Origin of the sequence: Methylomonas fluvii (genome assembly GCF_014850975.1) — a bacterium.
Classification (GTDB): Bacteria; Pseudomonadota; Gammaproteobacteria; order Methylococcales; family Methylomonadaceae; genus Methylomonas; species Methylomonas fluvii.
This window is the reverse complement of sequence record NZ_JACXST010000003.1, coordinates 1,302,111-1,326,690: the sequence shown is the minus strand read 5'-3', so window position 1 is coordinate 1,326,690 and position 24,580 is coordinate 1,302,111. Positions and strand designations below refer to the sequence as shown.

Here is a 24,580-nt window from a genome sequence, read left to right as displayed (position 1 = left end):
GAACAGCACGGAGGAAAGTACGTCGTTTCCCGAACGGTGCGGTTCGCAAGCTAACCGGCACCCTACGTCAGCGCGTGTTGCTGGCCGCGTGGATTTGCATTGTTAGGGCATTCATCAAATTGCCTTTAGATATCGAGAAAACACCCAGCCGCGCACGAAAACACCGCTCTCACTATCTTGCCAACTTATGAGCGACCACTTTCGACCTTTTTCAATAACTTCCACAACATCCCCAAGAAATAACACACCAATGACATCGGATGTATTTGAGTTGACTCTTCTAATATTTAAGGACTTGGCGGATACGATCCTAAAAGATCTCAAGTATGATTTTTCGTTGAATGTACTTGCTATTGTTTTGGATACTTCTTTTACAACCAGCCTTTTTTCATTGCTGCTTAGTTGTTCTTTTATGTAGTAGTCAGCGATCGGATTAGCTACGGACAATACTAGCCCAACAATTAGGGGGTAAATTAGCCAAGCAAGTACTCTCTGAAAAATAGGGTCTTTTAGAGACCGAATTTCAAGTATAAGCCTGTCTACATATTGATCAAAGACATAAGTTCCTTCATTAAGAGCATTGCTGATAACTCTCTGAGCTATTTCCTGAACTTGTTCTTGAGTAACTAACTTCGAGTTAACGGATATCAGTCCGTCTGAAGTTATCTCGATATCTGAGCCACCATCAAGCACTGAAGCCCATCTGTCATTGGATAGCCCATTAACTAAATCACCCAACGATCTTGCAGCCTTTATAGCTTCTCGAAGTTCTTTCATCGGGTCGCGCATCTGCATCGCCGTCAATGACTCCCGAAGCTCCTTCATCGGGTCGTGCATCTGCATCGCCGTCAATGACTCCCGAAGCTCCTTCATCGGGTTGTGCATCTGCATCGCCTTCAATGACTCCCGAAGCTCCTTCATCGGGTCGTGCATCTGCATCGCCTTCAATGACTCCCGAAACTCCTTCATCGGGTCGTTCATCTGCATTGCCTTCAATGACTCCCGAAACTCCTTCATCGAGTCATTGTTCTGCATTACATTCATTAATTCCTTAAGATTCTTTTTTGAACGATCATCGTTGTCCATGGTGCGTCGTTGAATCCCTAGCTAATAACTAAACAGTTTCCGGATATCACCAAGCAAATACCCATTTTTGCAATAACTGATGGGTTAGCATGAAATTTTCCTTTCTGCATGCCATCCGGCAATCAAAGCTTATGACCGTTAACGGTGTAATCGGCGTCATTGAATCACTGGATCCACCGTTTGCCGCCGGGCCAGTGTCCACTACCAGTTTATTCGATTTTACTTCCAATAACACCATCGCCATGTCGGAAAAACTATGGCATTGATTCGTAAGGTGCCGCCCTCCGTGGCGGCGTTGTTAACGTCTTTCTCCAAATACGCTAAACCGAGTATTCCGGGTCATCGAATACTTGCCGTATGGCTGACTATTAACCAGGCCTTGTTGATCGTGGGTATTGCGTTCGAGCTGAGCTCGGCTAAGCCGGCCGGTGTGCCCTTCTACAGGCTCAGGGCTAACGATATTTGAGGGCCCGGTCAATACTCATTGCTCCTGAACGCCAGGCGCGGCCTGCCGCCGCGGAATCACCAACGGCGCCGCCGGGATTTGCGGATGACTACCGATGCTGACCGGGTACGCGAACACTTGCCGGATCAGCTCGCTGTTCAAGGTTTGCGCCGGCGTGCCGATGGCGGTGAGCCGGCCTTGGTGCATCAGGGCGATGCGGTCGGCGTACAATGCGGCCAGGTTCAGGTCGTGCAACACCGCCAGCACGCCGGCTTGTTGTTGGTCGGCGAAGCGGCGGGCGATGGCCAGCACCGCGTGTTGGTGGGCCAGGTCCAGCGCCGAGGTCGGTTCGTCCAGCAACAAATAGCGGTGCAGCGGGTCTTGCGGCTCCCAGATTTGCGCCAGCACCCGCGCCAGTTGCACCCGCTGGCGTTCGCCGCCGGACAGCGTGGTATAGATGCGCTCGGCCAGATGGCCGGTATCGGTCAGCGCCAGCGCCTGTTCGGCGATGGCCTGGTTTTGCGCGGTACTGTGGGTTTTGCGTTGCGGGCTGCGGCCCATCAGCGCCACGTCGCGCACCGTGAAGCGGAATGCCAGCCCGGCGCTTTGCGGCAACACGCCGCGCAGCAAGGCCGCCCGTTGCGGCGGCCATTCCGCCAGCGGTCGGCCGTTCATCAATACTAGGCCGGCGAACGGCACCAATTCGCCGCTGATGGCCCGCAGCAGGCTGGATTTGCCGGCGCCGTTCGGGCCGGCCACGGCCAACACCTCGCCGGGGCGCAGTGCCAGCGTCACGCCGTCCAGCAAGGTTTTCGCGCCGGCGCGTAAGGTCAAGGCTATGGCTTGCAGCATGTCAGTGGCCCATCAATTTTTGGCGGAACAGCAGCCACAGAAAACACGGACTGCCGAGCAGGCCGGTGACGATGCCGATTAGGATTTCGGCCGGCGCCGCCAAGCTGCGGGCCAGGTAATCGGAACCGATCAGCAGCAAGGCGCCGAGTAGCGCAGATGAAGGCAACAGCCAGCGGTGGTCCGGCCCAAACGCCAGCCGCAATAGATGCGGCACCACCAGGCCGACGAAGCCGATCACACCGGACAAGGCCACCGCCGCGCCGACGCCGAGCGCGACCAAGGCCACCACGCCGGTTTTGATGCGTTCCACCGGAAAACCCAGATGGCCGGCTTCGGCTTCGCCGAGCAGCAAGGCGTTCAAGGCATCGGCCAGCCACGGCAACAGCAGCAGATTGGCGAGTAAAAACGGCGCGCCGATGGCGACGCCGTCCCAGCCGGCGCCGTTCAGGCTGCCCAGGCTCCAGAAGGTCAAGCTGCGCAACTGGTCGTCGTCGGCCAGATAGACCAGCAAGCCGGTGGCTGAGCCGGCCATCGCGTTGATGGCGATGCCGGACAACAGCAGCGAGGCCACGTCCAGCCGGTCGCCGCTGTCGGCCAGCCGGTACACCAACCAACTGACCCCAAAACCGCCGGCGATGGCCGCGACCGGCAATAAATAGGCACCGAACGCGCCGGCCAGCGCCCCGAACAGGCTGTCGCGCAAGACGATGACCGCCACCGCGGCCAGCGCCGCGCCGCTGGAAACGCCGATCAAGGCCGGATCGGCCAGCGGATTGCGGAACAAGCCCTGCATCGCCGCACCGGATGCGGCCAAGGCGCCGCCGACCAATAAGCCCAACACCAGGCGCGGCGCGCGAATCTCCAGCAACACTGCTTGCTGGTCGGCGCCGAACCGCCAGGGCAGGGAGATACCGAAGCGGTCGGTGACGATGGCGGCGGCCTGGCCGGCCGAGATCGCGACCGCGCCGCTGCCCAGCGCGGCCAAGGCGGCGACGGCCAGCAGCAGTGCCAGCAGCCAGCACAGGCCGGCGCGAGTCAAGGCCGGTTTTAGCCGAAGACGCGGTCCGGCTGTCGCGGCCTGGACATGGACGGTCATAGCCCGTCACCTGCGTCGGCGGCGACTGCCGGCTCGCCGTGCAGTTGTTTGGCCAGATCCAACACGGCTTGGCCGCTGTGCAAGCCAAAGCCGAGCAGCGCCAGGGTATCGACGACCAAGACTTTACGCTGCCGGCCGGCCGGGGTTTGGGCGATGCCGGCTTGTTGGTAGAACGCCTCCAGGCCGCCGATGGCGTTGGCGGCCACGTCGGTTAACAGAATCACGTCCGGCGCAGCGGCGACCATCGCTTCCGTGCCTATCGGTTTGTTGCCTTGCAGCTCGCCGGCGGCGTTGGCGGCGCCGGCCAGCGTTAACACCGCGTCGGCGGCGGTGCCGCGACCGGATGCCAGCAGTGCGCCGTGGGCCACCGCCATCAAAAACAGCACCTTGGGCTGATCGCCGCGTTGCGCGCGCCACTGCGCCAAGCGGTCGAAGTCGGCTTGTACCTGGCCGGCCAGTGCCAGGCCTTGCTCGGGTTTATCCAGCAACGCGGCGACGGCGCCGATTTTGGCGGTGATGCCGGCGGCGGAATAGTCTTCGGCCAGCGTTTCGATACGCACCCCGGCCGCGCGCAATTGCTCCAGCACCGCCGGTGGTCCGGCGTGGGCGCTGGCCAGCAGCAGGTCCGGGCGCAGCGACAGCACCCCTTCAGCCGACAAGCTGCGCATATAGCCAACTTGCGGTAGCACCTTGGCGGCGGCCGGCATCAGGCTGGTGCTATCGACTCCGACCAGGCGCTCGGCGCCGTCCAGCGCGTAGACGATTTCGGTCAACGCGCCGCCGACCGAAACGATGCGGCTCGGCCCGGCGGCATGGGCCGGCGCGGCGGCGGTTAGCCAAAGGAGGGCCGCGCATGCGGCTCGCGCCAGTTTATGGCTTAGGGATGTGGTCTGTTTCATGTTCGGTTTTTCGTTTGATTTTTAATCCGGCTCTTAAATACCCGTTCCCGCTGTCGAGGGGCGTTCCACCTAGGGCTTCGACAGGCTCAGCCCGAACGGGATACCGGAAACATGCAGCCGGATTTTTAGGCTGCTTGGTCGTGGCCGGTCCGCCTTACGCCGGCGCTTCAGCCGGTTCGCGGGTCTGGTGGCCGACGTCGTTGACGTGGCGGATTTGTGCCAGATCGTCGCCTTCTATCGCAAATGCCTTGGCAAAGCCTTGCACGAAACTGCCGCGCTGCGGACTGAGGCAAAACAGATGAAAGTCCTGCATGTTTTGTAACTGTTTCATGAAGGCGCCGAATTTTTCTTCGAATAAAACCATGATGTAGGCGAATGCTTCGGAATCGCGGTCTATTTCGCCGGCCGAGCAGTGGTAGGTCACGCGCTGGCGGGCGAACAAATGCGCGGCTTTGTCCTCGTCCTCGACGAACAGCAGACAGACTTTGCCGTTGGCCAGCAGATTGCGGGTATGGGCGGATAGTTCGCTGACGTACACGTAATATTGGCCGTCGTGGCGGATATAGGCGGCGTAACTGGCTTCGGGCTCGCCGGAGCCGCTGACCGTGGCCATAAGCACGGAGGAAAATGTTTGCGGCAGCGCGGTATAGGCTGCTCTGACTTGTTCGAGATCGATGGTTTTGTGGTTCATGCGGGTTTCCTGTTTTGAGGGTATAAATAAAATGTAGTGGCTTATGGACCTAGGTAGAGACGCAAAATTTTGCGTCTCTACCCTAAACAGGCCCTATGACCGGCAAGGCCAATAGCAAGTCGCGCCACAAAGCACTTTCTCCGTCGGCTTCGTCGAATTGGCCGACAATGGTCAAGATGGTCTGCTGGTTTTGGTCACGAACCAGCAGGCCGGTCAAATCCCGCTGCTTGTAAGTGAGTTGGACGATGTCCGCGCCGGCCACGGCCATTTCGTTAAGGTGCAGATTGAAACCCTGATCCAGGACATTGAACCAGGGTCCGGTAATTTTCAGGTTTTGAATCGGGCCGTCGTGCAGTTGCATCGCGCCGGGATTGCCGACCAGCACTTGTATCGGCAACAGTAGTTCCGCCAGTTGCCGCATGATCTCGCGTAGCGCCGGCGTGGCAATCCGGCCTGCGAGAACAGCCTCGGGCGTGTGGGCAAGCAGCAAGCGCTGCCAGTGTTCCGGTAAATCCTGTGATGAGGCGATGGCGCCAAGCGCCTGCTTGGTGCCGTCGGTGGGTGGTGCCAGATAGGGCGACTGATCGTCGGCACGAAAGATGTCGACCAAGCGCCGGTAAAGGCCGGCATCGGCATGTTCGGTCAGATAGATCTTATGCACCGCTTCGCCGGTCGTGTCGAAAAATTGCAGGCTGTGGCGCGGGCCGAGATGGGTTTCTTCAATCACTGCGAAACTCGAATGCCAAACGCCGATCGATAGGCACAGTTCGATATGGTGTCCGGTAATCAGGATAACGTCGCCGCATGGACATATATCCTCGTAGAACCCGGTTTTTTCGTGCACCGCAAAAGCGTTGCGGGTCAAGGCCATCACCGGAGCCAGCGTGCCTACCGCGCCCAGCAGTGCGGGCCAGTGTTCCCGCAAGCGGGTGACCCGGTTGCCGCAGTCGGTTGCCAGCAGTTCGGCTTCGCTGACGCCCAAAGTCGCCGCGGCATCGCGAATCCGCATATGCGGATGATCGGCGCGCAGGTCTTGCCACGCTTGTTTCAAAGTGTCCGCAATCGATACGGGATGTTTAGTCATGGATTTTGCCATTACGCTGAGCTCCGTTAAGCGAATGCACTGCGAGTTTCCAGGGCAGCGCAGGTTAGGGACTTTGCAGCCGGGCCACGCGACCCGGCTGCAAAGCGTTTACAGGCCGGCGCTTATGCCGCCAGGCCTTTCTTACGATTTAAACCCAGCAAACCCATTAAGCCGGCGCCGAACAGCCATACTGCGGCAGGCAGCGGCACGCTGGTTACGGGATCGGCGCCAGCTGCGTTCGGGCCGATATCCAGCGCAACTTGCGCTAAGCTCAGGCTAGGATCGTCGCTGCTGAAGGTAAACTGGTAAACCGATGCTGCGTCGGACAAATCCCAATAAGCTAAATACTGCTCAAACGGTACAGCACCGAACGAGCTAGGATAGGACGTATCGTAAAATGTTTGCGCGGTGAAGGTGGGCGCCACGCCATTCAGCAGTATGCTTGAGTAGTCGGCCGGTATTCCCCAGGTTTCGAATTGCAGTACAGCGCGCAAAGGCCCGGAGGCCACGCTGCCAGCTATCGTGGCGGCAAACTCTTCGATAACGCTGAAGCTATATAAATTGCCCGACCCGGCCGCGAATGTGCCGGCGTTCCAGCCGATATTGGCGTCGGTGGTGCCGGCGCTGCCAACATCCGGCGCGGCGGTGCGGGTGCCGGGGTAGGAGCTGTCGACGAAGGTGTCCCATTCCGCGTACAGCGTGCCGGTGTCGCCGCGATCCCAACCGCCCCAGGCGGCTTCGCTCGGGGTGTCGAAGCCGTAGCCGGCCGCGTAGGGATCGGGATCGTTGGTGTAATCGGCGTTGGCGATGCCGGAAACGGCCAGCAGGCTGGCGATCAGGGTCGATTGATGCAGGTATTTCATGGGTAATGTCCTTTAAATGAAGTTGAACGCAGCTCTTCTTCAGGAAGACGGTGCGTGGGTATTGCCGTATATACGATCCGCCGCTTCGACCCCGAGCCGGCGATCCGCGATGGCTGACGCCATCGGCGGTGGCGGATGGGAAAAACTCATGAGGCTTGGTCCGGGCCCGCTTGCTCGCGCGGCGGCGCGGCGGCTTCGGTCGGCGGCCGGTAGCGGGATTGGAAATCCACGACATAGCGGTATTGCTTGCCGCAATGCAGGATGACTTCCTTCTGGCCGCGCTTGAGCAGGCGCATTTCCACGCGCAGTTCGCCGAAACCGTCGTGGTGCAGCAGTTCGTCGAACAAGGTTTCCAGTTGTTTTTTAGGGCCGTGGGCCCGGTGGCTATGATTCATCGTGGTTCTCTTCAATAAGCGATTTTCAGCGTGACGCCGAGATTGCGGCCGGGCCGGGAATAGCGGTCGCGAATGTCGGCATTGGCGAACGGACCCAGGCCGCGGTGCGGATTGCTTTCCTGGGTGTCCACGTCTTCCCAGTCGATGTAGCGGCTGTCGAAGACGTTGAACACGCCCAGATTCAGGCTGACGTGCTGGTTGATGCGGTAATAGGCGTTGAAATCGACGACGCCGTAACCGCTGGTCAAATAGCTGGCGTCGGCCGGCGCGGTGGCCGCCTGCTTGGGGCCGACCAGGGTCAGGATCAGTTCGCCTCCCCAATCGCCGGCCGTTGGGTCGTAACGCAGGCCGAGCACGCCCTTCATCGGACTGATCTTGCGCAGCGCGACATCGTCGCTCCGGCCGCTACGCAGATTCGTGCCTTCGGTGTAGGAGCCGCTGAGCAGCAGGCTGGTGCCGGATAGTTCGGGCCAAAACCAATCCAGAAAGACTTGGCTTTTGAATTCGACGCCTTGCAAGCGGATCGGGTCGGGGCTGTTGACGGTTTGATAGGTCAGGTATTGGCAGCCGCTGCTTTGACTGCATATCGTCGCGTCGTACATGAAGTCCTCGTAGTCGTTGCGGAACAAGGTCGCGTCGAATTGGCCGGCGCCGCCCTGGCCGCGCAGGCCGACTTCGGCGCCGACGCTGGTTTCCAGCGTCAAGGCGCTGTTGGGTATCGTGGTGTAGCCGAACGCGGCGTTGGTAAAGCCCAGGTTGCTGTCGCTGAAATTGGGGCCGCGAAAGCCGTGGGCGTATTGGCCGTGCAACGTGAAGACGCGGTTCAAATGCAGCAACGCGCCGAATTTGGGTAGGAAGGCTTCGGCGTCCTTAATGGTCGGCACGATGGGGGCCGCGCCTTCCGCGACGGCCTGGGCCGAGGCTTTTTCGAACAGGTAATCGCTTTGCGGCAATAGCCGGTAGTACTCCCAACGGCCGCCGGGGATCAGTTCGATGCGCCGGTCGAACAAACTTATCGTGTCCTGCACATAAGCGCCGGCCTTGGTTATGGTGCTGAGCGGGAAATCGCGGACCGGGAATTCGTCGGGCAATATCGTATGGGTGACGGTACCCTTGCCGTTGCCGCACTCCGGGGTGACGCCGCCCTGGCGCGGCGGACGCGGTTTGCCGGTCAGGCAGGTCAGGGTGCCGTCGCGTTGCTGGGCCACGCTGTTTTTACTGATTTGGCCGCCGTATTGCAGGTCGTGTTCGGCGGCGGCGAACTCGAAATGCTTGTCCAGCCGCAGTTGTCCGCCGAGGTCCTCGTTGTCGAAATCGAAGATACGCTCGACCAATACATGGCCGTTGGCGTTGGAAGTCCGGTCCTGAAAGGTGGCCTGGCGGGTGGCCGAGCGTTGCGTGTAAAACTGCCAGAACACTTGGTCGAACAGCGGCGTTTGCACGGCTTTCAGGGTGTGGTCCAGCGCCAGCCGCCAACGCGACTGGTCGTCGTCGGTCAACATCCGGTTGACGAAGCGGTTGCTGATGTCCAGATTCTGGCCGTACAACGCGTCGGTATCGGATACTTTGTTCAGCCATTCGCCGCTGACCCGCAGCACGTTGTCGTCGTTGAAGCGGTAGAGCAATTTAGCCAGCAGGTTGTAACCCTGATTGTCTTGCGGGCTGGGCAGGGTGCGCCGCTCATCGCGGCTGTCGATGCCGCCTTGGTTGTCGGTTTCGTTGCCGTGGCTATGGGTGAACACCGCCAATCCTTCCCAGCCGCCCAGCGCGCCGGCGGCGGTGCCGGTTTGGCTGAATTGGTTATCGGTGGTGTTGTAATGCAATTTCAGGCCGGTATAGCTGGATTTGCCGAATACCTTTAAATAGTCTCGCGGGTCCTTTGTGACGAAATTGACGGTGCCGCCCAGCGCGTCGCCGCCGTAGGCCGCCGGGCCGCTGCCGCGCACAATCTCGACCGCTTTCAGCGCATCCATGTCCACCGCGTTGCGGGTCGAGTTGGCGAACGAGCCGATGCCGAAGCTGTCCGGCAGGCGCACGCCGTCGATTTGCATCAATACTCGGTTGCCGCCCAGTCCGCGTATCGTGAAGCCGGTCGAGCCGAAGCGTTGCGGGTTGCTGCCGACGTTGACGCCGGGTTCGTAGCGGATCAGGTCCTTGATGTCGCGGACCATGCGTTGTTCTATCGTCGCCGCGTCTATCGTCGATTGAGTGCCGGGCACGGCGGCCTTCTTGACGTCGGCGGCGGATTTGACCGCGACGGTCGGCAATTCGATGTCTTCCGCCGTGTCGGTGGCAGGCGCCTCGGCCACGGCCGTGCCGGCCAGCAAGCCCATCAGCGCGCCAAGCAGCGCGCCAAGCAGCGCCCGCCGGCAAGGGGCGCGATACGCGAAGCAGATTGCATCGGGGCGGCGCCGTGGCGCGATTGATCCGGCCCTAAATTGTTCGAACCCTTGGTACCCTAAAGGGCATGCACGCCAAACGCAGCGGCAGTGCTCCGGGCGGGCTTGTCGAAGCGCCAGCCGTCTCTCGAAAGGCGCGAGGCGAACGGACATCAAAATGTCTCGAGGCCCGATTGCGAATATTGAATCAGTCGGTTTGGTTGCCATGGCATACAGTGGTTACTGCTGGCTGCCTGGCACGACGGCTAGGGGGGCTGGCGGGTTAATTTAATCAATTGTTGTTTGGCGTTTCCGCTGTGGCGGAAATGCCGGTTTTTTCAAATCACCTTGCTGGGGACATAAATTCCAATAATTGTTTGCTTGTTCATCCCGATATTTGAGAAAGAGGGGGTAGGAGGAGATTCTCTAAACCCATCCCCTCACTCCCGTTTGTACCCATCCGGTCCTTTATCACCAACACAGGCGGTACTCTTCGACGGCCAACATCCCAGGCCGCAAACCGCCGCCGGCAAACCCAACAAGGCCCAGGACGCGGCATCCCACGCGCCGTCGCCAATCAATGCCGCCGCCAGTCCGGCCGCGCTGGCCAAACCCAGCGCCAGTGGCAGGCGCCAGATTTGCCAAAACGTGCGCCGGCTGGCGGTCCGCATCAGGCCGCCGCTCCGGCAACCGCTGGAAGCCGCCAGCGCCGCAGGGCCAGCCATAAATACACGCCGCTGACCAGCACCGCGATGGCGATCAAATCCAGTACCAGCCACAGGCATTTCAGCGGCAGGCCGCCGTAATTGCCGAAGTGCAGCGGTTTGGACAGCAGCAAGGCTTTGACGTAAGCCGGCAGTTCGCGTTTTGCCAATACTTCACTGGTCGCCGCGTCGATCACCACCGGCGTCAGCAATTGGCTGGTCAGCGGCGTATTGCCCTGCAGGAAGGCGACGAACTGGCGCGGGCCGGCGAATTCATTGCCGGGGAAGGCCATAAAGCTCAGGGCCATGTCCGGCGCGGCGCGTAAGGCCGCCGCCAGTGCCGCGCCGGCCCGGCCTTGGCCGTTGACCGGCGCTTGGCCCTGGTAAGGCGCCAGCATCGCCGCCAGTTCGGTGTCCTGCCAACGCTGAAAAATCGGTTCGGCCACGGTGTTGACGACGCCGGTCAAGCCGACCATGGCCAGCCAGACCAGGGTGGCGATACCGAGCAGGTTGTGCAAATCCAGCCAGCGCAGCCGACTCGAACCGGCCCGGCGCACACTGCCGAACGGCAATTTAGCCATGTGGTAGTGGTACAGCACGGTGCCGGAGACCAGCGACGCCAATAGCAGCAAGCCCATCGCTCCGAGCAGCAGGCTGCCGGGCAAGCCGGCGAACAAGTCGTAATGCAAGCGAAACATCAGGTTGATAAAGCCGCTGTCCAGCGGAACCGCGTGCAAAAACTCGCCGTTGCGGGCGTCGTACAGATAAAACGCACTCACGTCGCTACTGGCCGCGGTTTTACCGAGCCGTACCGACCACAAGGCCGGCTCCTCCGCGTCGCCGACCAGAAATTGCACGGTGTCGCCGGGTCGGCGGGCCAAGGCATCGGCGACGATGGCGTCGACGTCGGCTTGGCGCTGGTCGTCAGGCCGTTGGGGCGCCGCGATATTTCGGCCTAGCGCCAGATCGATTTCCTCGGCAAAAATCAACGGCAAGCCGGTCAGGCACAACAGCAGCATGAACAGCGTACAGACCAGGCTGGTCCATTGGTGGACCCCATACCAAACTTTGAACGTTGATCTGGCGGACATGTTTACCAACCCTTAGAAACTGTACTTGACCGAACCGGTGATCACCCGGCGCATGCCGTAAGAGGCAAAGCCGTCGGCCGGACTGCCGTAATCGAAGGCCGACGTCACGTGTTCCTTGTCCAGCGCGTTTTGCAGGTTGAAGGCCAGTTGTAGCTGCTTCCAGGTGTAATGCAGACTGGCGTCGAACAACACGTAACTCGGCACCTCGCTGGTGTTGCGGCCGTAATAGTTGTTGCCGTACGAGGTGCCGATGTATCGGGCGCCGCCGCCGATGCCCCAGCCCTTGGCCGGGCCGTTGGCTAAGGTGTAATCGGCCCATAGCGTGGCCTTGTGGTCCGGCACGTACTCCAGACGCTCGCCGACTTCGCTGGCAAACGAGCTTTTCGTGACGGTGGCATCCAAATAACTGTAACTGGCCGTCACATTCAGGCCGTTATCCAGACTGGCCAAGCCCTCCAATTCGATACCGCGCGAATGGGCGCTGCCTTTCTGCACGTTCTGGAAACTGGTTGGGTCGGTGGTCAGGTAGTTGTCGCGGGTCAGGTCGAAATAGGCCAGGCTGACGAAACTTTGCTGGTTCCTGGGTTGGTATTTGACGCCGAATTCGTATTGTTCGCCGGTTTCCGGCTGGAATGTTTGCCCGGTCAAGGCGTCGCGGCCGAGCGCCGGCAGGAAGGAGGTGGCGTAGCTGAAATACGGCGCCAAGCCATTGTCGGCCAGATAAACCAAGCCGGCGCGACCGGTCGCCTTTTCATCCTGCTGGCCGCTGGCCGATCCGCCCAAACGACCGGTGGTGGCGCTGTCGGCCAGATCGTAACGGCCACCCAAGGTCAGCCGCCATTTTTCGGTCAGTTTAATTTGATCCTGCAAATATAAGCCGATCTGGTCCTGCACCGAGACGTCGTTTTGGTAAGGCGACGCGGCCGGTACCGCCGCGCCGTAAACCGGCGCGTACAGATCAAGATTCGGTGCGCTACCGAACGGCAACACATAGATCGCGTCGGTATGTTGAAAATCCAGGCCGGCCAGCAAGGTTTGGGCAATAGGCCCGGTCGCCAATTTCAATTCGGCTTGGTTGTCCAGACTAAATCCCTGCACGCGGCCGTCAATTTCGTAATAGTAGCGGCTGATGGTGCGTTGGTCGGCCAATAGCGCCGCCGTGTAAACGCTGCGCGCGTCCAGTGTATTGTCGTAATATCGGGTGTTTTGCCGAATCGCCAGTTTGTCGTTAAAGCGGTGTTCGAATAGGTAACCGACCGAAAACTGTTCGCGATCGTATCGATCGACGCCCGGTTCGCCGGTGAAGCGGTTGCTGGGCAGTGGTCCGTTCGGATTGCCGAACAAGGTCCCGGCCGCCGGATAGCGTTGCGACGGCTGGGTTTGGTCTTGCTGGTAATGGCTTAAAAAGGTCAGCGTGGTCCGTTCATCCGGCTTCCAGGTCAGCGACGGCGCCAGATAAATCCGGTTGTCGTCGATAGCGTCGACTTGAGTTCCGCTGTCGCGGCCCAAGGCCACCAGCCGGGCCGCCAAGCTACCGGGCCGGTCCAGCGAACCGTGCAGATCCAGCTCGCCTTGCAAGCGGTCGTAGTTGCCGGCCTCGAATTTGATGTCGCCGCCGAAGGCGCCGAAGATCGGCTTCTTTGAAACGAAGTTTACTAGGCCGCCGGCGCCGGCTTGGCCGTACAGCACCGAAGCGGGGCCGCGCGGTATCTCGATGCGCTCGGCGCCGAACGGCTCCAGGTTGTAACTGACGGCAAAGCCGGGATTGACCAGCTTTAAGCCGTCCTGAAACAGGCCGGTCTCGGTCACGTCGAAACCGCGCATTTTTAAATAAGTGGTGCGAGGTTCGAAACCGAACGATTCGCTTTGCACGCCCGGCGTGTAGCGCAGGGCTTCAGCGATAGTGCCGACGTTTTGCGCTTCCAGTTGGTCGTCGGTGACTACCGACACCGACTGCGGCGTTTCCAGCAGTGGGGTGTCGGTCTTGCTGGCGGCGCTGGAGGCGGCCGCCACGAAGCCGACGTCGCGGCGTGTACTGTGCTCTTTGACTTCGACAACGGGTAGGGTGACATCCTTGTCGGCCGACGAATCCTTGTCGGTATCCTTTGCCGCGGCCGGCGCTGGGCAGAGCAGCGCGGCGGCCAGCGGCAGCGCCGCTATCAGTGCTCGGGAGTCCGCCGGCTCGTGCCGGCGGTGGGAATTGGGTTGGGGCATGCGTGCTCCGTCGGGTTAGCAATGTCGTTAACGTCATGGCTACCTGGCGGGGGCTGGGTGGCGGGTTTGTTCGTTACCCGTCGGAAAACGGGTAGCGTTTTTTGTTTCCGGTTTTGGGATGTCCGGCAGACAGGGGCTTTACTTAGTTACCATGACAAGGCGGCATCCTTGCCTGACCTATCTGCCAGACGTCCCAAAGCCGGCGAATTTTTTTGTATTTATGACCCCGGTCATACAAGTTGGCAAAGCGCCGGGGTTTTAAGCGCTATTTTTTCTCCGGCTCGGACACGAAACCGATCTTACTGACCCCGGCCTTGGCGGCGTCCGCCAGGGTTTCGGCGACGAAGTGGTACGGCACGTTTTGATCGGCGCGAATATGCAGTTCCGGTTGCTGCGGCGCTTGGGCGATTTCCGCCAGCCGTTGATTCAAGACCGCGCGGTCGATTGGCTCCTGGTTCCAGAATAACTGGCCTTCGCCGTCCACCGACAGTGCTACCGGGTCGTCGCTGGGCTGCTGTGGCACGCTGCTGGCTTTGGGTAGATCGATTTTCACCGCATGGGTCATCAGCGGCGCGGTGATCATGAAGATCACCAGCAGTACCAGCATCACGTCGATTAACGGGATCATGTTGATTTCGGCGACGGTGTGGCCGCCGCCCTTGTTTTGATCGAAGCCGCCGAATGCCATTAGTGTTCTCCGGTGGCGAAGGCCAGTTCGACGCCGGCAATAGCGGCGGACGGATCGCTGGCGATGGTGGCGCCGGTGGTCAGGAACGCAAACAAATCGTGGGCGAAGCCGTCCAAGCGCGCCAGCAACAAGCGATTGCTGCGCACGCAATCGTTATAAGCCAACACCGCTGGGATCGCGACTGCCAAACCTAAGCCGGTCATGATTAGCGCCTCGCCGACCGGACCGGCGATTTGGTCTAAACCACCTAGTCCGCCTTGGCCGATGTTGACCAGGGCATGGTAAACACCCCAGACCGTACCGAACAAACCGATAAACGGTGCGGTGCTGGCGATGGAGGCCAACGCGGTTAAGCCCCATTCCAGCTGCGCGGTTTCCTCGTCGATAACCCGGCGCATCGAGCGGGTGAGGAATTCCGCCGTCGAGCCGGCCTGTTGCAAACCGTGGCTGCCGTGGCGGGCATGATGTTGCGAGGCGGCCAGCGCGTGGCGGGTCAGATTGGAAAACGGGTCGGTTTGGGCGCCGTCGGGCAAGTGGCCGGCTACGTCGCTTAGCGTCTCGCTGGTCCAGAATTTCTGTAAAAACAATTCGGCGCGGCGGCGGACCTGGATGGCGTGCCAGGCTTTGACGACGATGAAATACCAGCTGGCGACCGACATGATGATTAGCAAGCTGAACAGGAAGGCGCCGACACTGTCGGTTTGCGCCAGGAAATGGTCGAGACTTTGATTGAGTGCCATGATTTATCCTTCGAGAGAGAATGAAACGGGAACCACGACCCAGGCGGAAACCACCTGGTCGCCGCGGCGAGCGGGGACGAAACGCCATTTTTGGACGGTTTCCTGGGCGGCTTGATCCAGGCGTTCGTGGCCGCTGGACTTACGCAGCGTGACTTGCTCGACCGCGCCGTCGGTATTGACCAATACCCGCAGCAATACCTTGCCTTGTTCGCCGAGTTGCCGCGATGCGCTGGGATAAGCCGGGGCCGGGTTGTTCAAGTAGTCGGCGTTCAGGTTGGGCAAAGTCATCGGCGCCGATGCGGTTTCGCTGGTGCTGGCCGAACTGGGTGCCGGGGCTGGTGCGGACGTTGCGGCTGTTGGCGCGGGTTCTGATCGAGGCGGTTCCGGCGTCGGTTCGGGGGCTGCCATTGCTGCCGGTGCGTGACTGGCGGTCGAGACGAGATTGGGTTTTTTAACCGGTTTGGGCGGCGTTTTGGGTTTACTGACGGTTTTTTCCGGGGTTGGCTGGGCTTGTTGTACCGGTGGTTTGGCCGGTGCCTGTTGCGTTTGGGTGTCGCCTAGCCACTGCACCATGATAGGTTGCGGCGGAGTAATAGGCTGCGGTTTCTCGCTGTTCGGCATGAGGCCGAACCAGGCTAAATGTAGGCCAAGGGCGATGAGAAAGCCCAGGCCGCGTTCGTTATATTCGGCTTTTTGTATTGTGGCTATCGATTTATACGGCCCTTCGCTGGCTACGAGGCGCATGGGGGCCAGGCAAGCAAGCTGGCGAAAACTGGCGGTCGGTAACATACAGGCCTCTCGATTAACGGATCTGAAAACGATTGGCTGGCTACCCTGAGGTTGGCTGGCTAGTGTTGTCGGGTGTTGCAGTTTATTTGGTCAAAATTAATTTGCCGTTACTGGTAATGCGTAAGCGATATTCGTCACCCTGGTGTTCGATGACAATTTCGTTTTGGGTGCCGAACAATAAACGGCTATTAAGGCGCTGCCTGGCTTGTGGTATTTCCGGTGGCGTGTCGGCGGTTAACGGGTCAAGTCGCATTGGGTTAGACGGATTTTTCATAAGACTAAAAATGATGACGAATAAATGCCAAACCCGCTCAATGCGCCGCTACCGGCTGCTGGCGAGCTGTTTTTCGCTCTAACAACAGGTTGGTGACTGTTTGCCAGTGTTCCAGCAATTGCAGATACATGTCCCGGCTGGAAGCACTGTGTTCCAGTTCCGGATGGCTCAGTAACCGGCCCAATTGCTGTACGATCAGATGTGCAAGCTTGGGGTTGTGATGGCCGTTGATGAATTGGGTCATTAACACGCAGGTCGCGGCATGAATTTGCGCCACATCGCGGCTTTTCGGCGCGCCGATAGAGTTGTCTTCGAACATGATGACCTCGGGTTGCATAAGTTAGAAAATAAATTGCCGCACACTGGATAACTTAGGAGGCTGTGCAGGTGCGGCAATGACAGCACGAGAGAAGACTGTCGGATACAAATGATAATGATTATCATCTTCTTGTCAAGCAAAAGTATTTTGCTGTTAGTGGTTTGGGAATTTGTCAGGAAGCGATAGGCAGGGCCAATGCTATGCGGAATGCGATAGAAGTGTTTTGTTTGCGGTAAATGATTTGAGAATACGGCTGCAAATGGCAGCGCAAGTCGCCACCTTGCGTCCGGCTGATAGCGTGGATTCCGTTTTTATTAACCCGACCCTATTTATTGCGGGTATGCCGTTCGGGCTCGTCGAAGCCCAAGCGGGTGTACCCTTCTCTACAGGGTCAGCTGTATTCAACGGCCGGTTTAATATTTAGCTTTAGGGCAGCGGTTTATAAGCCAGCAGTCCGGCCAGCGTTTCCAGTAGTTCGCTACGGGGATGATTCTTGATCCAGACCAGGGCGATTTGCCGGCTGGGCCGTTGACGGATTTTGATATAACGAATGTCATTATCATCCGGCTGCACGGCGACCGAAGGCATCAGCGTCACACCGACGCCGTTTTTGACCATGAAACGCAAGGTTTCCAGGCTGGATGCCCGGAAGTCGTGCTCCACAAAGCGGGACGGATGGCATAATTTTAGCGCCTGATCCCGTAAACAATGACCCTCATCCAACAACAGTAGATTTTCTTTGGCCACCGTGTTCAGGTCAATTTCCGCCTGCTCAGCAAGGGGATGGTCGGCGCATACCGCCAGGGTGAAAGGGTCTTCGAACAAGGTTCGCGATTCCAGGTTCGCCTGTTCGACAGGTAAGGCCAGCAAGGCCGCATCCAGCTTTTTGTCGAGCAGTAAAGCTATGAGAGCGTTGGTTTTTTCCTCGACCAGTTGGAGTTTCAGCTCTGGGTAATGTTGCTTGATGCGAAAGACATATTCCGGCAACACGTAACTTGCCAGCGAAGGAAATGCGCCCAACGACAGCATGTTGCGATGCCGGTCACTGGCGTGGGCGGCGATTTGGCGAATGGAGCGCGCATCGTCCAGTATGCGGCGGGCGATCGGTAAAATTTCCCGACAAGTTTCGGTGGTTTCCACCGCATTTTTTTCGCGCAGGAACAAATCCACGCCTAAATAATCCTCGAGTTTCTTGATCTGCGTGCTCAACGTAGGCTGACTAATCGAACAATGCTCAGCCGCTTGGCTGAAGTTTTTCAATTCCGCTACGGCCACTAGATAGCTTAAATCCCGCAAGTTCATCGACTGTTATCCGCTGTTGAGTTAAGTGTTCCGAAATCGCACCCGAACCGGAATCATACCAGCTCGGAAGCGCCTATTATTGACTTGGCCTATCGGCCCATCGAGGAAATCAATTTCAGTTTGCGGGCAATCTCCCGTTGAATATGTCCACCGATCCCGTTTTTTCTGAAGGGACAGGGTGCCGATGCAACTAAATGCCGCTACAGTTAATCCCTTGCGGTCTTTAAAACAAAAAAACAACGGCTGGTTTTATCTTAAATCACAACAAGGAACAGAGGTGCACCATGACAAGCAAACAAATTTTCCTGGCATCCACATTGGCGCTAGCCATATCAACGGCGTTGACCCCCACAACTGTGCTGGCCGAGCCGGAACCGACTATGAACAGTTTCTGGTGGCCGGAGCAACTGAATCTGCAACCGCTGCGGCAGAGCGCCGCCGAATCCAACCCCTTGGGCAAAGCCTTTAATTATGCCGAGCAATTCAAAACTCTGGACTTGAAAGCCGTGAAAGCAGACATTGCCAGCGTGCTGCATACCTCTCAGCCCTGGTGGCCCGCGGATTATGGTAACTATGGGCCGTTTTTCATTCGCATGGCCTGGCATAGTGCCGGCGTCTACCGCATTTTTGACGGCCGCGGCGGAGCATCCGGCGGTCAGCAACGCTTTGAGCCACTGAATAGCTGGCCGGACAACGTCAATCTGGATAAAGCCCGCCGCCTGTTGTGGCCGGTTAAACAAAAGTACGGCGCCAAACTGTCCTGGGCCGACCTGATGGTGCTGGCGGGCAATGTGGCCTTGGAAGATATGGGCTTCAAGACTCTGGGTTTTGCCGGTGGTCGCGCCGACGATTGGGAGGCAGAAGTGGTCAATTGGGGTACCGAAAAGAAATTTTTGGCTGACGAGCGCCACGACGGTAAAGGTGATTTGGCGAAACCGCTGGCCGCCGTGCAAATGGGCTTGATTTATGTCAATCCGGAAGGTCCAGGGGGCAATCCTGACCCCTTAGCCGCCGCCAAACACATCCGCGAAGCATTCGGCCGGATGGCGATGAACGACGAGGAAACCGTGGCCCTGATCGCCGGCGGCCATACCTTCGGCAAGGCGCATGGCGCGCATAAACCCGATGAATGCGTGGGCAAAGAGCCCGCCGCTGCCGGTGTTGAGGAACAAGGTTTGGGCTGGGCGAATAAATGCGGTGCCGGCAACGGTGTCGATACCGTCAGTAGCGGCCTGGAAGGCGCCTGGTCGACCAACCCTACGCGATGGACCCACGACTATCTGACCTGGCTATACACTTTCGATTGGCAACAAAGCAAAAGTCCGGCCGGTGCCACGCAATGGATACCCAAAGACGGCAAGGGCGATAACTTTGTACCGGATGCCCATGATCAGAGCAAACGCCATCCGCCGATCATGTTTACCACCGATATTGCTTTGAAAATGGACCCGGATTACCAAAAAGTTTCCAAACGCTTTTTGGATAATCCCAAAGAATTTGAGGCGGCTTTCGCCAAGGCCTGGTTCAAGCTGACCCACCGCGACATGGGGCCCAAGGCCCGCTATGTCGGTGCGGAAGTGCCGGCTGAAGACTTCATCTGGCAGGATCCTATCCCCAAAGCCGATCATAAATTGATTGATGCTAAGGATGCCGGCAAATTGAAGGCAGCCGTCTTGGCTGCGGATCTGACGATTCCCGAGTTGGTAAAAACGGCCTGGGCGTCCGCTGTCACGTTCCGAGGCACCGATATGCGCGGCGGCGCCAATGGCGCACGGATTCGGTTAGCGCCGCAAAAAGACTGGGAGGCCAATGATCCGGCCGAACTAGCCAAAGTGCTGGCAAAATTGGAAGCCGTCCAAACCGAATTCAACCGCTCCTTGAAAGGCGGTAAAAAAGTGTCGCTGGCCGATGTGATCGTGCTCGGTGGCTCGGCGGCGGTGGAGGAGGCGGCCAAAAAAGCCGGTTACAAAGTGCAAGTGCCGTTCAAACCGGGGCGGATGGATGCGGCGCAAGAGCAAACCGACGTCAATTCCGTGGCGGTGTTGGAGCCCAAAGCCGACGGTTTCCGAAATTACTTTGGCAAAGACAATGCGCATTCGCCGGCGGAAATTCTGGTGGAGCGCGCGAATTTTCTGACCTTAAGCGTGCCGGAAATGACGGTGTTGGTGGGCGGCATGCGCGCCTTGGATGCGAACGCCGGCCATGCTAAACACGGGGTGTTCACCAGCCATCCGGGTACGCTCAGCAACGACTTCTTCGTTAATCTGCTGGATATGTCCACGAAATGGACCAAGTCAGCTAGCGAAGGCATTTACGAAGGACGGGACCGGGCCAGCGATCAAGTTAAATGGACCGCCACGCCAGTCGATTTGATCTTCGGTTCCCACTCCGAGTTAAGGGCGGTGGCGGAAGTCTATGCCTCGGCAGATGGCAAGGAAAAATTCGTGCAGGATTTTGCCAATGCCTGGGCTAAAGTGATGGACTTGGATCGATTCGATAAACGCTGAGCTTGGCTTGCAAGGCACCCAATTTGGCCGAGATTGGGTTAAGTTGGGTGCCTTGCGCAAAACGCCTTTCATCGTCAATTTATACCCGGCCCTATTTATCAGCAGTATGCCGTTCAGGCTGAGGCCGTCGAAGCCCTGGCTAGTGCGCTCTTCGACGGGGCGAACGGTATTTAAGCGCCGGGTTAATAACAGGCTAGTTTCAACCCGCAAACACGTCAGTTTGTGCCAAGTGGCACCCGGGTCTCTCACAGGAAAAGTTAAAAAAAGGGCAGTCCAAAGACTGCCCTGAGAGGGAGAACTCAAGGTGAATTAAATTAAATCCAGTCGGAATTGTCGCTGTCGTCCGGCACGCTGTAGTCTGCGTCGCTAAGTGAAAAATCGTCACTATTCTCCAAATTGGCTTGCTGGATGGCGTCGTCGCCGTAATAGTTGTTGACCACGGTTTGTTCCTGAGCGCCGCTGTGTTCGCCCATTGCTTGCTGGCCCCAGGCGCTGGAGCCGTGATGCCCCATCAGACTTTCAATGCCTTGGAATAAAAACGAACCGGCGACGACACCCGCTGCCGTGGTCGCGACGTTGCCCAAAAAACTGCCACCGGCGCCACCACCGAAAAAGCCGGGCGCTTGCGCCGAAGCGGCGCCGCGTTGCATTTGATAATTACCGGCACCGGGCACCGCTCCGCTATTGTTGGCAGGTTGAGCCCAGGGATCGTTACCGAGAAATCCACCACGTTGTGGGCTTGCACCGGCTTGCAATTGATTTTGCAACTCGGCGATTTGCGCTTTAGCCGCAGTCAAAGCTTGATCCTGCAACAAGGCGCGTTGCACCAGCAGATACGCGGCATCGGGTTGTTTGGCAACCTCATCTCTAATCAACGCTTCGGCTTCGGCATCTTTTTGCGTGAGCTTTACGTCGTTCAGTTGATTCAGAAACTGGCTGAGCTGGTTGCGTTCCTGTGAATTCATTCAATAACTCCTATCGTGAAGATATAACCCGGCTAAAGGCCGGCATGGGCAAAGACTGCAAAATGGCTGCAAAGTTTCCTTAACAGTTGGGTGCGGTTTAGGAAGTTTCAATAGTCCGGGTGAAATAGTTGATGGCGTATATTGCTTCTTTCGTGCTGCGAAGAGCAACGCATTCAATCGCTGCCGTTCCTTTTCGAACTGCGCGATAGTCTATGTGCCGGAGCCTTGCGCTTTTAGCTTTGGCATTACAAATTTCGGAATATTCGTTCCCGTAATCGCCGGGAAAGGGTCGGGGAGAGGGCATCACAAAAACCAAAATTTTAACGGCGATGACTATATCGCCGTTAAAGCAGCCAGCCGAAAAACAGCATTGCCTGTTAGTCCGGTTAGCGTACAATCCAGAGTGCTTCGCTAGTCGTTTCAAACCTAATTCAGTCGTTAGTTAGTAGCCGGCCGCTAAATCATACGTGATCAGTAATCCGAACAAACAAGCAGCAATTCAAGCGGCACAGCTTCGGCAACTGTTTGCGGCAAGCAATGTGTCATTGATCAGCAGTACCCTGCTGACGGCGATTCTGGCGTATATGCAGCGCGACATGATTGCGGCCCCCGTGGTTCTCAGTTGGTTGACGCTGATCGTGTTGGTGGCGGTTTCCCGCACTTTGCTGGTCAAGGCTTATCGATCCGCCGTACCGGAAGTGGGCGAAAGCACTCGGTTCTGGTTGAAAAGGTTTCGGCTTGGGGTGTTGGCCGTGGGCTTGGTGTGGGGAGCGGCCGGTTTTCTGATGTTCCCTGTCAACAGTTCGCAACATCAGCTCTTTTTGGTTTTCATGCTGGCAGGCTTGTCTGCCGGCGGCGTGGTGGCCTTTTCCGCCGATCTGCTCAGCGCGGTGCTATTTTCTTTGAGCTCGCTGCTGCCCATCATCGTGCGCTTGTTCATCTCCGGCAATGGATTGTTTGTGGCGATGAGCGTGGCAGGGTTTTTATACCTGTGCTTCATGGTGATCAGCTTGCGTCGCATCAATCGAAGCATCACCGAGAATATTGTCTTGCATCTCGACGCCGCGGAAAGGGAAGAGGCTATGCGTATCAGCGAGCAGCGTTATCGCTTGTTGCTGAAACATTCGCCCATCGGTATTTTTCATTACGACACCGATCTGATCGTTACTTACTGTAACGAACCGTTTGCCGCTATTTTGCAGAATACCGTCGATAACGTCGTCGGATTGGATATTAAGGGTTTTAAAGACGATTCAATACTCGCCGCTTTGCATCAGGCGTTGAACGGTGAAAAGGTGAGTTATGAAGGCGATTTCAGGCCGGCGCTGGATGCCGCGGGTATAGTGATAGACATGACCTGCGCGCCGTCGCGCGATGGCGCCGGCAAAATTGTGGGAGGTATTGCGATTATTCGGGACATCAGCGAGCGTAAGCAGGTGGAAGAAATGCTGCGTATCAGCGCCATCACCTTCGAATCGCAGGCGGCGATGATCGTCACCTCTCCGGATGCGGTGATCCTGCGAGTGAATCGGGCTTTTACCGCGCTGACCGGCTACGAAGCGGAAGAAGTGTTGGGGCAAACGCCGCACATACTTGACTCCGGTCGGCACGACAAGGGATTTTTTACCGCCATTTGGACTTCATTACAGGAAACCAGCCACTGGCAAGGTGAAATCTGGAATCGGCATAAGAATGGCCTGATTGTTGCCCAATGGCTGACCATTGCCGCCGTAGTCGCACCCGATGGCCGCATTACCCATTACGTCGGTACATTTTCGGATATTACCGAGAACAAGGATGCGGTGGCGGAAATCCACCGTTTGGCGTATTACGATCCTTTAACCCATTTGCCTAACCGGCGTTTGCTGCAAGATCGTTTGGGCCAGGAGTCGGTCGCCGGCGCCCGCAACGGCTTGTATGGCGCCATCCTGTTCTTGGACCTGGATAATTTCAAGACGCTTAACGACACACGCGGCCATGATGCCGGTGACCAGTTATTGGTCGAAGTGGCGCGGCGTTTACGCACTAGCGTGCGCGAATGCGACATCGTCGGCCGCCTGGGTGGTGATGAGTTTTTGGTGTTGCTCTCAGATTTGAGCGCCGATGTCGAGCTTGCCGCGATGCAAACCAAGCAAGTCGGCGAAAAATTGCTGGACGCGTTGGCGCGTCCCTACGGCGTAAACGGTTATGAGTTCCATTGTTCGGCCAGTATCGGCATTCGCTTGTACCGCGATCATGAACTTGCAGAAGAGCTATTGCGGCACGCAGATCTTGCCATGTATCAAGCTAAAATAGCCGGGCGCAATACCGTGCGCTTCTTCGATCCGAGCATGCAGGCGCTGGCCACTGCCCGTGCCGATTTGGAAAAAGATTTGCTCTTGCTCTGGCTCATCAGCAGTTCAGGCTGTATTTTCAACCGCAGATTTATCGAAACCATGAGGTGGTGGGCGCCGAGGCGCTGTTGCGTTGGCAGCATCCGCAACGCGGCTTGGTGTCGCCGTTGGAGTTTATTGCCTTGGCGGAAAAACCAGTCTGATTTTGCCGATTGGCCAGTGCGTATTGGAAGCCGCCTGCACGCAACTGAAGCAGTGGGAGGGACATGCGCATTCACGGCAGTTTCGGCTGGCCGTTAATGTCAGTGCGCGCCAGTTTAGAGCGGCGGATTTTGTCGAGCAGGTGCGACGGGTGTTGGATAGCCATGGCGTTCAACCGGACTTGCTGGAACTGGAGCTGACCGAAAGTCTGGTACTTGAGAATATCAACGACACGATCTTGAAAATGCACGCACTCCGAGAGATGGGCGTGCGCTTTTCGTTGGACGACTTCGGGACCGGATACTCGTCGTTTTCCTATCTGACGCAGTTGCCGTTCGACCAGCTAAAAATTGACCGCTCCTTTGTGCATAACATTGGTGTCAAAACCAGCGATGCGGTGATCGTACAAACCATCATCGGTATGGCCCACAATTTGGGGATAGACGTCATTGCCGAAGGCGTCGAAACCGAAGCGCAACGCTTGTTTCTGGAACAGCACGGCTGCCATGCCTGCCAGGGGTTTTTGTTCAGTAAGCCGGTGCCGATAGAGGAGTTTATGGCCTGGAACCGGCGTTTGCCCAAGTGTTAACCCCGTCTGTAAATGTAGCCGCTCTGGCTATCAGGCATGCACCTGGCCTTCCGCTGAATTGTTGGTATATTCCCG

At 57.9% G+C, this 24,580-nt stretch carries 24 protein-coding genes; 5 read left to right on the top strand and 19 right to left on the bottom strand.

Annotated features, from left to right (window positions below; genetic code table 11):
- Window positions 1-114 precede the first annotated feature (114 nt).
- Window positions 115-1,086, bottom strand: a complete 972-nt coding sequence (locus EBB_RS23675) for an SH3 domain-containing protein (protein WP_192396102.1) — start codon at window positions 1,084-1,086, stop codon at window positions 115-117.
- 89 nt (window positions 1,087-1,175) lie between these two features.
- On the opposite strand from EBB_RS23675, the gene EBB_RS23670 reads away from it, so the two are divergent.
- Window positions 1,176-1,352: a hypothetical protein gene (locus EBB_RS23670; protein WP_192396101.1), complete on the top strand. Its 177-nt coding sequence runs from the start codon at window positions 1,176-1,178 to the stop codon at window positions 1,350-1,352.
- A complete protein-coding gene (locus EBB_RS23665; protein ID WP_192396100.1) occupies window positions 1,343-1,552 on the top strand; it encodes a hypothetical protein in 210 nt (69 codons plus the stop codon). Before EBB_RS23670 ends, EBB_RS23665 begins: the two co-directional genes overlap by 10 nt.
- 15 nt (window positions 1,553-1,567) lie before the next feature.
- Here EBB_RS23665 and EBB_RS23660 read toward each other — a convergent pair whose 3' ends face one another.
- The 17 genes from EBB_RS23660 to EBB_RS23580 all read right to left on the bottom strand — a co-directional run bounded on the left by EBB_RS23660 (window position 1,568) and on the right by EBB_RS23580 (window position 17,910).
- Window positions 1,568-2,383: a heme ABC transporter ATP-binding protein gene (locus tag EBB_RS23660; protein WP_192396099.1), complete on the bottom strand. Its 816-nt coding sequence runs from the start codon at window positions 2,381-2,383 to the stop codon at window positions 1,568-1,570.
- 1 nt (window position 2,384) lies between these two features.
- Window positions 2,385-3,479, bottom strand: a complete 1,095-nt coding sequence (locus EBB_RS23655) for a FecCD family ABC transporter permease (RefSeq protein ID WP_192396098.1) — start codon at window positions 3,477-3,479, stop codon at window positions 2,385-2,387.
- Window positions 3,476-4,378: a heme/hemin ABC transporter substrate-binding protein gene (locus EBB_RS23650; protein WP_192396097.1), complete on the bottom strand. Its 903-nt coding sequence runs from the start codon at window positions 4,376-4,378 to the stop codon at window positions 3,476-3,478. The genes EBB_RS23655 and EBB_RS23650 overlap by 4 nt, the downstream gene beginning before the upstream one ends.
- A 154-nt stretch (window positions 4,379-4,532) precedes the next feature.
- Window positions 4,533-5,069, bottom strand: coding sequence for a HugZ family pyridoxamine 5'-phosphate oxidase (locus tag EBB_RS23645; RefSeq protein ID WP_192396096.1), 537 nt, complete (start codon window positions 5,067-5,069; stop codon window positions 4,533-4,535).
- An 82-nt stretch (window positions 5,070-5,151) separates the two neighbouring features.
- A complete protein-coding gene (locus EBB_RS23640) occupies window positions 5,152-6,153 on the bottom strand; it encodes a ChuX/HutX family heme-like substrate-binding protein (RefSeq protein WP_192396095.1) in 1,002 nt (333 codons plus the stop codon).
- A 122-nt stretch (window positions 6,154-6,275) separates the two neighbouring features.
- On the bottom strand, window positions 6,276-7,016 hold the full coding sequence (locus EBB_RS23635; RefSeq protein WP_192396094.1) for a PEP-CTERM sorting domain-containing protein: 741 nt from the start codon (window positions 7,014-7,016) through the stop codon (window positions 6,276-6,278).
- Between the two features lie 146 nt (window positions 7,017-7,162).
- Window positions 7,163-7,411 carry a hypothetical protein gene (locus EBB_RS23630; RefSeq protein WP_192396472.1) on the bottom strand — a complete coding sequence of 83 codons (249 nt, stop codon included), beginning with the start codon at window positions 7,409-7,411 and terminating at the stop codon, window positions 7,163-7,165.
- 11 nt (window positions 7,412-7,422) lie between these two features.
- Window positions 7,423-9,963 (bottom strand): TonB-dependent hemoglobin/transferrin/lactoferrin family receptor, encoded by a 2,541-nt coding sequence (locus EBB_RS23625; RefSeq protein WP_225587735.1) that lies wholly within the window; start codon window positions 9,961-9,963, stop codon window positions 7,423-7,425.
- Between the two features lie 266 nt (window positions 9,964-10,229).
- Window positions 10,230-10,460 carry a hypothetical protein gene (locus tag EBB_RS23620; protein ID WP_192396471.1) on the bottom strand — a complete coding sequence of 77 codons (231 nt, stop codon included), beginning with the start codon at window positions 10,458-10,460 and terminating at the stop codon, window positions 10,230-10,232.
- Window positions 10,460-11,584, bottom strand: a complete 1,125-nt coding sequence (locus tag EBB_RS23615; protein ID WP_192396093.1) for a PepSY-associated TM helix domain-containing protein — start codon at window positions 11,582-11,584, stop codon at window positions 10,460-10,462. The genes EBB_RS23620 and EBB_RS23615 overlap by 1 nt, the downstream gene beginning before the upstream one ends.
- 12 nt (window positions 11,585-11,596) lie before the next feature.
- Window positions 11,597-13,798 (bottom strand): TonB-dependent siderophore receptor, encoded by a 2,202-nt coding sequence (locus tag EBB_RS23610; protein WP_192396092.1) that lies wholly within the window; start codon window positions 13,796-13,798, stop codon window positions 11,597-11,599.
- Window positions 13,799-14,063: 265 nt separating this feature from the next.
- Window positions 14,064-14,486 (bottom strand): ExbD/TolR family protein, encoded by a 423-nt coding sequence (locus tag EBB_RS23605; protein ID WP_192396091.1) that lies wholly within the window; start codon window positions 14,484-14,486, stop codon window positions 14,064-14,066.
- Window positions 14,486-15,226 carry a MotA/TolQ/ExbB proton channel family protein gene (locus tag EBB_RS23600; protein ID WP_192396090.1) on the bottom strand — a complete coding sequence of 247 codons (741 nt, stop codon included), beginning with the start codon at window positions 15,224-15,226 and terminating at the stop codon, window positions 14,486-14,488. The genes EBB_RS23605 and EBB_RS23600 overlap by 1 nt, the downstream gene beginning before the upstream one ends.
- Window positions 15,227-15,229: 3 nt before the next feature.
- Window positions 15,230-16,015 (bottom strand): energy transducer TonB, encoded by a 786-nt coding sequence (locus EBB_RS23595; RefSeq protein ID WP_192396089.1) that lies wholly within the window; start codon window positions 16,013-16,015, stop codon window positions 15,230-15,232.
- Window positions 16,016-16,097: 82 nt separating this feature from the next.
- Window positions 16,098-16,268 (bottom strand): hemin uptake protein HemP, encoded by a 171-nt coding sequence (gene hemP / locus EBB_RS23590; protein WP_223146911.1) that lies wholly within the window; start codon window positions 16,266-16,268, stop codon window positions 16,098-16,100.
- Window positions 16,269-16,326: 58 nt separating this feature from the next.
- Window positions 16,327-16,608 carry a hypothetical protein gene (locus EBB_RS23585; protein WP_225587732.1) on the bottom strand — a complete coding sequence of 94 codons (282 nt, stop codon included), beginning with the start codon at window positions 16,606-16,608 and terminating at the stop codon, window positions 16,327-16,329.
- Window positions 16,609-17,034: 426 nt separating this feature from the next.
- The gene (locus tag EBB_RS23580) at window positions 17,035-17,910 is read right to left on the bottom strand and encodes a LysR substrate-binding domain-containing protein (RefSeq protein WP_192396086.1); all 876 of its coding nucleotides are present in this window, start codon (window positions 17,908-17,910) and stop codon (window positions 17,035-17,037) included.
- Window positions 17,911-18,194: 284 nt separating this feature from the next.
- Between EBB_RS23580 and katG the strand changes: the two genes are divergently transcribed.
- Window positions 18,195-20,417 (top strand): catalase/peroxidase HPI, encoded by a 2,223-nt coding sequence (katG, locus tag EBB_RS23575; RefSeq protein WP_225587730.1) that lies wholly within the window; start codon window positions 18,195-18,197, stop codon window positions 20,415-20,417.
- Between the two features lie 314 nt (window positions 20,418-20,731).
- Here the strand turns inward: katG and EBB_RS23570 are convergent, their stop codons facing one another.
- On the bottom strand, window positions 20,732-21,382 hold the full coding sequence (locus EBB_RS23570; protein ID WP_192396085.1) for a DUF2076 domain-containing protein: 651 nt from the start codon (window positions 21,380-21,382) through the stop codon (window positions 20,732-20,734).
- A gap of 467 nt (window positions 21,383-21,849) precedes the next feature.
- Between EBB_RS23570 and EBB_RS26250 the strand changes: the two genes are divergently transcribed.
- Together EBB_RS26250 and EBB_RS23560 are read left to right on the top strand one after the other, a co-directional pair.
- Window positions 21,850-24,015: a sensor domain-containing protein gene (locus EBB_RS26250; RefSeq protein WP_192396084.1), complete on the top strand. Its 2,166-nt coding sequence runs from the start codon at window positions 21,850-21,852 to the stop codon at window positions 24,013-24,015.
- The gene (locus EBB_RS23560) at window positions 23,942-24,505 is read left to right on the top strand and encodes an EAL domain-containing protein (RefSeq protein WP_192396083.1); all 564 of its coding nucleotides are present in this window, start codon (window positions 23,942-23,944) and stop codon (window positions 24,503-24,505) included. Before EBB_RS26250 ends, EBB_RS23560 begins: the two co-directional genes overlap by 74 nt.
- Window positions 24,506-24,580: the final 75 nt, after the last annotated feature.

Excerpts from the sequence above, each read along its gene's own strand:
- EBB_RS23650 (WP_192396097.1), bottom strand. The coding sequence starts at position 4,378 with ATGAAACAGACCACATCCCTAAGCCATAAACTGGCGCGAGCCGCATGC.
- EBB_RS23585 (WP_225587732.1), bottom strand. The coding sequence starts at position 16,608 with ATGTTCGAAGACAACTCTATCGGCGCGCCGAAAAGCCGCGATGTGGCG.
- EBB_RS23645 (WP_192396096.1), bottom strand. The coding sequence starts at position 5,069 with ATGAACCACAAAACCATCGATCTCGAACAAGTCAGAGCAGCCTATACC.
- EBB_RS23655 (WP_192396098.1), bottom strand. The coding sequence starts at position 3,479 with ATGACCGTCCATGTCCAGGCCGCGACAGCCGGACCGCGTCTTCGGCTA.
- EBB_RS23570 (WP_192396085.1), bottom strand. The coding sequence starts at position 21,382 with ATGAATTCACAGGAACGCAACCAGCTCAGCCAGTTTCTGAATCAACTG.
- EBB_RS23625 (WP_225587735.1), bottom strand. The coding sequence starts at position 9,963 with ATGTCCGTTCGCCTCGCGCCTTTCGAGAGACGGCTGGCGCTTCGACAA.
- EBB_RS23670 (WP_192396101.1), top strand. The coding sequence starts at position 1,176 with ATGAAATTTTCCTTTCTGCATGCCATCCGGCAATCAAAGCTTATGACC.
- EBB_RS23600 (WP_192396090.1), bottom strand. The coding sequence starts at position 15,226 with ATGGCACTCAATCAAAGTCTCGACCATTTCCTGGCGCAAACCGACAGT.
- EBB_RS23675 (WP_192396102.1), bottom strand. The coding sequence starts at position 1,086 with ATGGACAACGATGATCGTTCAAAAAAGAATCTTAAGGAATTAATGAAT.
- EBB_RS23665 (WP_192396100.1), top strand. The coding sequence starts at position 1,343 with ATGGCATTGATTCGTAAGGTGCCGCCCTCCGTGGCGGCGTTGTTAACG.
- EBB_RS23580 (WP_192396086.1), bottom strand. The coding sequence starts at position 17,910 with ATGAACTTGCGGGATTTAAGCTATCTAGTGGCCGTAGCGGAATTGAAA.
- EBB_RS23615 (WP_192396093.1), bottom strand. The coding sequence starts at position 11,584 with ATGTCCGCCAGATCAACGTTCAAAGTTTGGTATGGGGTCCACCAATGG.
- hemP (WP_223146911.1), bottom strand. The coding sequence starts at position 16,268 with ATGCGACTTGACCCGTTAACCGCCGACACGCCACCGGAAATACCACAA.
- EBB_RS23635 (WP_192396094.1), bottom strand. The coding sequence starts at position 7,016 with ATGAAATACCTGCATCAATCGACCCTGATCGCCAGCCTGCTGGCCGTT.
- EBB_RS23640 (WP_192396095.1), bottom strand. The coding sequence starts at position 6,153 with ATGACTAAACATCCCGTATCGATTGCGGACACTTTGAAACAAGCGTGG.
- katG (WP_225587730.1), top strand. The coding sequence starts at position 18,195 with ATGACAAGCAAACAAATTTTCCTGGCATCCACATTGGCGCTAGCCATA.
- EBB_RS23595 (WP_192396089.1), bottom strand. The coding sequence starts at position 16,015 with ATGTTACCGACCGCCAGTTTTCGCCAGCTTGCTTGCCTGGCCCCCATG.
- EBB_RS23620 (WP_192396471.1), bottom strand. The coding sequence starts at position 10,460 with ATGCGGACCGCCAGCCGGCGCACGTTTTGGCAAATCTGGCGCCTGCCA.
- EBB_RS23610 (WP_192396092.1), bottom strand. The coding sequence starts at position 13,798 with ATGCCCCAACCCAATTCCCACCGCCGGCACGAGCCGGCGGACTCCCGA.
- EBB_RS23660 (WP_192396099.1), bottom strand. The coding sequence starts at position 2,383 with ATGCTGCAAGCCATAGCCTTGACCTTACGCGCCGGCGCGAAAACCTTG.
- EBB_RS23630 (WP_192396472.1), bottom strand. The coding sequence starts at position 7,411 with ATGAATCATAGCCACCGGGCCCACGGCCCTAAAAAACAACTGGAAACC.
- EBB_RS23605 (WP_192396091.1), bottom strand. The coding sequence starts at position 14,486 with ATGGCATTCGGCGGCTTCGATCAAAACAAGGGCGGCGGCCACACCGTC.